We start from the raw sequence: 5,790 nt of genomic DNA, 5'->3' as shown, positions 1-5,790 counted from the left end.
GGCGAGCAACTCGTCCGGTCTCGGGCGCATCGCCCCTTGCCGGATTCAGATTCGACAAGGGGCGACCATTGTGCAATCGCAAGAAGATGACGGGGCGGAATGTCAATCCTGGTCTAACAGAGCCTTTGTAAATGCCATTGCCGACATCGATGACAACGGCATCAGTCTCCGCTATCCGCAGGACAAATCAGGCGGACTGACGCAGGACAGGCCGCTATTCGTGAACGACGAGGAAGTCGTCTCGTATTTGGAGAAGTTCGTAGAGCAACTTCAACTTATTGACTTCGATTATCTTGTCGAGAATGGTAAATAAGTAGCTGGAGACCGCTCTTTATCGTTTGTAAAACCATTGGTTGGGATCGATTTGACCACCGGCCCCAACCAGAAATTTAACGTCCGATAGTTGTGAATCATAACCAGTAAATTAACGTAGCATCACAGCGGGATTGCTAAAGAAACTCGCCAGACTCAAGGTCGATAAAGTCGCCAAGTCTGATCTGCGCCTTGAAAGCGGCCTCATATTCTCTCGCTCGCGTCTGATCATCAAGCTTGAAGCCGATGTTGAACAGCTTTCCCGACTTCGTTCTCCGAATCAGGTCTTGTTCCAACATGAATGCGATCACGCGGCGATGCGCTTCGTCGTCGTCCATATTCAAATAGAAGCACGCGACACCGCGCCTGCCCTTCGCGAGGGTCTCGCAGGAGCTGTGCTTGCATTCAGCAACCACCTTACCGAGAGCCGCTTCACGGCAGACCTCCTCTACGAACTCAATATCATTGAAGAAGAACATCCATTTCCCGCACCTGTGCTTATCAAGCTCCGGGGCCAGCTTGGTATCGATGTAAAACGACCACCACGGGTTGTCCACCCTGATGATTCGGCCGTCTTCGCTCAACATCGACCTCACTTCCATCCATGCCTCCTATGCCAGGATCTCACCGATTACCAAATTGAACTTTATGCCCGAACGCGGTTCGTTGAACTCGTCGACCGCCTCGCCGTCATGGTCGGGCTTGGTCACGAACAGCGGCCCCGGTGCATCGATGCGAGGTCCGATCGTGAATTCACATCGCTGTAGGATTATAAATTGACTTTCGATATTGGCACTCTTTATAGCGTTGTAGCAAAGTGAGCCTGTTACCGGCTTGTTCCGGCAACGGGTTTTTAATATCTACTTGGAGTCATGCAAATGGTCCAACATAGATCTGTAAGTAAGCGCTTCGAGGAAACGATGCCGATCTCGCATCAATTCATGGGTGCATCGGAAAAATAGGGCGGAGTCGCCCTCGCGATCCCGCCCCGTAGACCCGAGTGTTTCTGACTTTCCCGTTATCCGGAACGGCTGGAGAAGGTCGCGTCTCAGTTCGGAAAACCCAATGCTTGAAGCGACGATGCCAAGGGGCTACTCGGTCAGCTTTTCGCATCCGCGCCAGGGCAAGGGGAGGGACAGCCTGTAGAACGAGGCCGGCTCCATAGGAATCTCCTCGAGCCTTCCGTTGCCTCGCCGAACCCACGATGTTCCGTTTGCGTCGGTGAAAGCCGTTTCGGGCGCCGTGCGTACTCCCATTCCGTGCCCTTCCGTCGGGAGCCATATGTACCATGCTCCAGGAGGAAGCGTGCCGACGCAGACGCGGTTGGGAAAAACGGGGCGGTTGTCCTCTCCTTTGAAAGAGGGGCCGGCTCCGCTAATCCCGACGCAGGTGACGATTGCGTCGTAGACGGGGGACTCGCTTTCGTTTCGAAGCACGACGAACTGCCAGACGAATCGATTGTCCTCGGGCTGACCGGTACGGTTTCGAACCCCTTCGTACCATGCCGATATGCGGGATGGCTGATACCGCTTGATGTCGTCCTCCCTGTTCCTTTTGCTCTGGCTGCCTTGCCAGAATGCGACAATCAAGGCCACCAAGGTAACGAGTCCGATGAATGCTTGGACAATCAGATTGGCGATGTCTATATCGATGCCAAAAATCATTGGATGGTCACCGGCTCAGCGTCGTGGGGCGATAATTCTAACTCCGAATAATACGGCTTGATCGATGGTCGACGTTACGTAAACGTCAAAATGGGTTTGTCTTAACAGCCTTATTTTCTTAAGACAAACTTGCCGCAACGCCAATTCAAAGAGTTTGCCGTGACGCAGACAGATGCAGTTGGTTGCTGAAAAGCGTGGTTATTTGGGCAGGATTCGCTTCAAAACGCCCGTCGATTATTACGATCTAATGCAGCCTGTAGGGTGGATGTACTTCGATAAGCAGTAGTCGACATGCTCTGGTTTTGAACGAAAAGTCCCAGAGACAATCGATAACGATTCTTCTTTGATGATGCGAGCGGCGCTACCATTAGCAGCGCCGCTTGTTTTCCGCTCGCAGATAGATCCCGCCATGTTGACCACCGAATGCATCTTGGCCGACGTGCTCGTACTCCTATTCGGGCACAGAAATTGGAGGCGCGGCCCCCAGCGTCTACTCAGCGAAATTCGTTAAGAAAGCTGACATCGAACACTGTGAACTCCATCATCGAATCGAATCTCATTGACTGGGATGCGTTCATTAATGATGACTTTGATGCCTATTTCAAAGCTCGCGTCATGGCTTTGCTGGACGCTATTGAGTTCGCACTGGGCAAGTCCATCTCCGATAGGGGCACCGAGGAAACAGTAAAGAGATTTGGCCGCTCATTGGAATAAGATGCTTCTTAGCTCCGTTATTGGTTATAGAAAGAAGGCTTAATGTCTGATTTTGAAATTTTGCAGCAGTTGTGCGAAACAGCAGACGAACTTTCAAAGAAATACATCAGCTCTAGTTCGCCTGACTTTAAAGCATGGAAGACAAGGGCGGACAGGCTTTTAATTAGGCGATTTGGAAAAGACAGCTACGAATTTAAAAGCTTTAACAAAATCAGCTACTCGTTGTCTTTCTTCACCTCCGGTACGCCCGACTCGGCTTTCGTTGAAGCCTGTGCGGACGGCCTGCGCAGTGCAAAAGCTGTGCTGGAGACATACCTTGATGAGTTTTCAGACGAAGGGGAAACCGGATCGACTGCAAATGTTGGAGATTATTCGAAGGTATTTATCGTTCATGGTCACAACGGAGAGCTTAGAGAAAGGGTCGCGAGAATCATCGAAAGGCAGGGCCTGACGGCGGTTGTCCTAAACGAGCAGTCAAATCAGGGCAAGACAATCATCGAAAAGCTGGAAATTGAAGGCGATGCAGCAGGAGCGGTATGCCTTTTTACGGCGGACGACGAAGGAAGAGCCCAGGCAGAACAGTCGGAAAAGCCCAGGGCTAGACAAAATGTTGTATTTGAAGCCGGATACTTTATTGGTCGGCTTGGCAGGGAAAACGTTGCAATTCTTGTTGACAAAGGTATCGAGATTCCCTCCGATCTACAGGGCGTCGTTTATACCGGAACAGACAGTTGGGAGTTCGGCCTCTTGAAAGAACTCAAGTCCATGGGATATTCCATCGACTTTAATAAGATGGATATCTAATCCGTTGATCCCTCCTTTCACCGACTGGCAAAACGATTTACACCTAATTGTGGACATTGCCCACACGATTTCTCTTTGCTCCCGCATTGATCTCGCTAAACTATTAATTGCTGCTACCAGGGCATTTTCTGGTGCACATTCTATTGGCTCCTGCGAAGATCGGAGCAGGTATGTTTGCTGCCAAGTCCCACACCAGCCGTCATTACATTCCGATTGTTGCCATGGCCTGCCTATGCGTTTTGCTGGGCGGGCCTTCTTATGCCGCTGGCGCGGAGAGCCTCATCATCGCGGGCGCGACGTACTACGAGCCGGGCGTGTCGGGCCCCGGCTGGGTCTGGACCGATGCCGACCACCTGGAGCTTAATGGCTACGCGGGCGAGGCCATCGGCGCCGAGGGCGACCTGGTGCTGACGCTTGCCGGGCAGAACTCCGTGACGGAGTCGCATGCGACCGATGCGGACATCACGCTGTGCGGCATGGAGGTGTGGGGCAACCTGACGCTTCGCGGCACCGGGACCCTGACGGCGACGGGCTCGCAGTGCGGGGTCCACGTTTCTCAGGCGCTAGCGGTGGAAGGCTGCACCGTCGATGCGAGGGCAGACGGGGCCGATATTACGGACGAGGCGATTGCCGGCGTGATCGCAGGTGACATGGCCGTGCGCGGCGGCGGGCACGTCGTTGCCGCGGGCGCCGGGTCCGGAGCGGGCGTTCGCGCCTACGGCGTTTATCTGCAAGATGCGGGCCTTGGCGATGGTGTGGCCGGCTGTCGGCTTTCCGTCGAAGCTTCATGGCTTGATGCGACCGGTGCCGACGGCGGCGTTGCGTGCACGGGCGGGTCACTTGTGTCTGCGCGCTTTGTGGCGCCTGCTGGCGGAACCTTTGGTGCTAGTGGCGTGGTGGATGCCTCCGGTGCGGTAGCACCGCATGTGGTGATTGAGCCCGATGTCGCCACGCCTCCGGCGGGGGAGACCGATGGAGACAACGTGCCTGGCGATAGCTCGAGCAAGTCTCCTGCCGATGCTAACCCCGCTGCCGGAGAGCTCACCACAGGGCCCACGGCAAATCCGGCGCTGAAACCCGCGGCCACAACAACCAAGACATCAACGACAGTAACCAAGACCACGGTCGCCAAGACCACTAAGCCCAAGACCGCTACCACGACAACCGCCACGCTCCCCAAGACCGGCGACAGCAACTGGATCACCGCTTCCGTGACGCTTTTCCTGCTTGGTACAGTGCTTCTAGCTGCCGCATGTCGCTGCTGAAGCACCCATTTCGATAAGCAATGTAGAGGACCATATTCGTAACGACGCATTAGTAGAATAGTTTATAACGACAATTGCTCAGGATTTATCTAACATGAACCACGAATCGGATCATACAGTTGACGCTGCCAAGAAAGAATTAAACGCCGACCTTCTTGAGCTGTTCGAGCGTTGCAGCTATCTGTACAACGAGGCATTTTATGCCAACACGGAACTAGCAATCCTTCGCGAACTGTCTAAAGCATCTTCTGGCTATGAGAATGAAGTAATTTGCGCTGGCTGCTTCTTCAGCTTTACACAACTTGCATTAACCGAATCCTGTTTCATGAATTGCGCGCGGTTATTTGATGCCAAAAGCGACATCAGTATTGGGAACTTGATAGAAGAAGTCTCGTCTCATTCTGCTGAAATCGACGCACTTGCAATCTCTATATTCAGTGATCGACCAAACTTTGACAGGCTTAATCCAATCGTTCACCCATTGGCAGAGGACGAGGAGCGTTTTTACCCCAAAGAAGTTGAGTCTCAACGCTCATATGAAAAACTGTTCGGAGATCATTACGAAATGGTTACCGTGTGTATAACCACTCATGACCTTTCCAATTTGTGGAAAAAACGACTCAACGGTCTCAGTAAACTAACTGACATGCTTCGCGATCAGCGAAATAAAGTATTCGCCCATAGCGACATAGAAGCACTGAATTATGATGAGCTTGTTAGGCGACTTCCTTTAACTTTCAGCGAAATTCAAAAACTAATCGACTTCGCACTCGATCTAACAATCGAATTATTCGCCAAAATTACTGGTATTGAAAAAGATCGATTGCCCAAGAACTACAACGATATACAAGGCCTCCTAAAATATGCGGAGGTTGGCATGGAGGCTGTTGAGCAGCATTTGGGCAAGGCTCTGTTAGACCAGGATTGACATACATGTGTCCCCACGGTGCCATATCGTTGACCCCATAGACCGCGATGATGGGGGCAGCATGAACGCCGAAGACCTGGTCCTCAACTTCAAGAAGGGCATG

Annotated in this window: 6 protein-coding genes and 1 pseudogene; 5 read left to right on the top strand and 2 right to left on the bottom strand. The window is 52.5% G+C overall.

All coding sequences use genetic code 11. The features are described 5' to 3' along the window. Positions 1-313: pseudogene (locus tag RX395_RS09535) on the top strand (hypothetical protein); the annotation flags it as partial. A gap of 136 nt (positions 314-449) precedes the next feature. Here the strand turns inward: RX395_RS09535 and RX395_RS09530 are convergent. Both RX395_RS09530 and RX395_RS09525 read right to left on the bottom strand, forming a co-directional pair. Further along, the gene (locus tag RX395_RS09530; protein WP_316367210.1) at positions 450-899 is read right to left on the bottom strand and encodes a hypothetical protein; all 450 of its coding nucleotides are present in this window, start codon (positions 897-899) and stop codon (positions 450-452) included. Between the two features lie 504 nt (positions 900-1,403). After that, positions 1,404-1,976, bottom strand: a complete 573-nt coding sequence (locus RX395_RS09525) for a hypothetical protein (RefSeq protein ID WP_316367209.1) — start codon at positions 1,974-1,976, stop codon at positions 1,404-1,406. A 531-nt stretch (positions 1,977-2,507) separates the two neighbouring features. Here RX395_RS09525 and RX395_RS09520 point away from each other — a divergent pair. The 4 genes from RX395_RS09520 to RX395_RS09505 all read left to right on the top strand — a co-directional run bounded on the left by RX395_RS09520 (position 2,508) and on the right by RX395_RS09505 (position 5,687). Further along, positions 2,508-2,690, top strand: coding sequence for a hypothetical protein (locus RX395_RS09520; protein WP_316367207.1), 183 nt, complete (start codon positions 2,508-2,510; stop codon positions 2,688-2,690). Between the two features lie 42 nt (positions 2,691-2,732). Further along, entirely contained in the window at positions 2,733-3,494 is a 762-nt protein-coding gene (locus tag RX395_RS09515; RefSeq protein ID WP_117636984.1) for a TIR domain-containing protein, read from the top strand. A 170-nt stretch (positions 3,495-3,664) separates the two neighbouring features. Further along, the gene (locus RX395_RS09510; protein WP_316367204.1) at positions 3,665-4,759 is read left to right on the top strand and encodes a hypothetical protein; all 1,095 of its coding nucleotides are present in this window, start codon (positions 3,665-3,667) and stop codon (positions 4,757-4,759) included. Positions 4,760-4,853: 94 nt separating this feature from the next. Further along, positions 4,854-5,687, top strand: coding sequence for an AbiU2 domain-containing protein (locus RX395_RS09505; RefSeq protein ID WP_316367202.1), 834 nt, complete (start codon positions 4,854-4,856; stop codon positions 5,685-5,687). Positions 5,688-5,790: the final 103 nt, after the last annotated feature.

The sequence above is a fragment of the Collinsella aerofaciens genome (genome assembly GCF_032584215.1).
GTDB lineage: Bacteria > Actinomycetota > Coriobacteriia > Coriobacteriales > Coriobacteriaceae > Collinsella.
The sequence above is the reverse complement of the archived record's forward strand: the minus strand, read 5'-3'. Positions and strand labels throughout refer to the sequence as shown.

What these genes read in the sequence shown, in the direction of transcription:
- RX395_RS09530 (WP_316367210.1), bottom strand. Translation starts at nt 899, where the DNA reads ATGTTGAGCGAAGACGGCCGAATCATCAGGGTGGACAACCCGTGGTGG.
- RX395_RS09525 (WP_316367209.1), bottom strand. Translation starts at nt 1,976, where the DNA reads ATGATTTTTGGCATCGATATAGACATCGCCAATCTGATTGTCCAAGCA.
- RX395_RS09515 (WP_117636984.1), top strand. Translation starts at nt 2,733, where the DNA reads ATGTCTGATTTTGAAATTTTGCAGCAGTTGTGCGAAACAGCAGACGAA.
- RX395_RS09510 (WP_316367204.1), top strand. Translation starts at nt 3,665, where the DNA reads ATGTTTGCTGCCAAGTCCCACACCAGCCGTCATTACATTCCGATTGTT.
- RX395_RS09505 (WP_316367202.1), top strand. Translation starts at nt 4,854, where the DNA reads ATGAACCACGAATCGGATCATACAGTTGACGCTGCCAAGAAAGAATTA.